The organism is Moorena sp. SIO3B2 (genome assembly GCF_010692525.1).
GTDB lineage: Bacteria > Cyanobacteriota > Cyanobacteriia > Cyanobacteriales > Coleofasciculaceae > Moorena > Moorena producens.
Genome location: NZ_JAAHHE010000496.1, coordinates 2,279 through 3,908 on the forward strand (window position 1 = coordinate 2,279; position 1,630 = coordinate 3,908).

A 1,630-nucleotide genomic window follows, 5' to 3' on the forward strand; every position below is an offset into this window, starting at 1 on the left:
TTTCTCACCTTTGATTCGGTCACGGTAAGCATTACCGAAATTATTTTGTGTGATTGCCCATTTTTCGGAAAAAGCCTCAAAGGTAAAAACTCTAAGAGCCTGTTGGTAACAAGCGATCGCATCTTCTATATTCTGTGCTTTCTCACCTTTGATTCGCTTATAGTAAGCATTACCGAGATTATTTTGTGTGATTGCCCATTTTTCGGAAAAAGCCTCAAAGGTATAAACTCTAAGAGCCTGTTGGTAAAAAGCGATCGCTTCTTCTATATTCTGTGATTTCTCACCTTTGATTCGGTCACGGTAAGCATTACCGAAATTATTTTGTGTGATTGCCCATTTTTCGGAAAAAGCCTCAAAGGTAAAAACTCTAAGAGCCTGTTGGTAACAAGCGATCGCATCTTCTATATTCTGTGCTTTCTCACCTTTGATTCGCTTATAGTAAGCATTACCGAGATTATTTTGTGTGATTGCCCATTTTTCGGAAAAAGCCTCAAAGGTATAAACTCTAAGAGCCTGTTGGTAAAAAGCGATCGCATCTTCTATATTCTGTGCTTTCTCACCTTTGATTCTGTCAAGGTAAGCATTTCCGAGAATAGTTTGTATCATTGCCCAATCTTCAGGAAAAGCCTCAAAGGTATCAACTCTAAGAGCCTGTTGGTAACAAGCGATCGCTTCTTCTATATTCTGTGCTTTCTCACCTTTGATTCGGTCATAGTAAGCAATAGCGAGATTATATTGTGTCATTGCCCAATCTTCAGGAAAAGCCTCAAAGGTATAAACTCTAAAAGCTTCTTGGTAACAAGCGATCGCTTTTTCTATATTCTTTGCTTTCTGACCTTTGATATCAAGTAAGGTTGAATACCCATAATTAGAGGGAGGGTGGGAACTGTGGGGAGATGGGGAGATGCAGGAGATTTTTATTAAGGGTAATTATCCCGACATGATCTGATTCGGTAAAGGTAAGCATTTCCGAGAAAGGTATTAGTTTCTGTATCTGCCCAAGCTTGGGGAAAAGCATCACAAGTTCTGACTTTAAGAACCTGTTGGTAACAAGCAATCGCTTTTTCTAAATTCTGTGATTTCTGACCTTTGATTCGGTTACGGTAAGCATTTCCGAGATTAGTTTGTGTATCTGCCCAAGCTTGGGGAAAAGCATCACAAGTTCTGACGGTAAGAGCCTTTTGAAAACAAGCGATCGCTTCTTCAATATTCTGTGCTTTATCACCTTTGATTCGGTTACGGTAAGCAATACCGAGATTATTTTGTGTGATTGCCCAATCAATAGGAAATGCCTCAAAGGTTCTAACTTGAAGAGCCTGTTTGTAACAAGCGATCGCTTCTTCAATATTCTGTGATTTATCACCTTTGATTCGTTGACGGTAAGCAATACCGAGATTATTTTGTGTGATTGCCCAATCAATAGGAAATGCCTCAAAGGTTCTGACGGTAAGAGCCTGTTTGTAAAAAGCGATCGCTTTTTCTAAATTATCAGCTTTGTCACCAACAATACGATGACGATAAACAACAGCAAGATGATGTAGAGTTTGCCCCCATTCTTGGCATAGAGTTTCCCGGGGACGTAATTGTAAAACAGTTTCTAATCCAGTAATTGCTATTTCTAAATTCTTGA

The 1,630-nt window shown here is 39.2% G+C and carries 1 pseudogene; it reads right to left on the reverse strand.

What is annotated here, in order from left to right:
* A pseudogene (locus F6K38_RS36920) lies at positions 1–1,416 on the reverse strand (tetratricopeptide repeat protein); the annotation flags it as partial.
* Between the last annotated feature and the right edge of the window lie 214 nt (positions 1,417–1,630).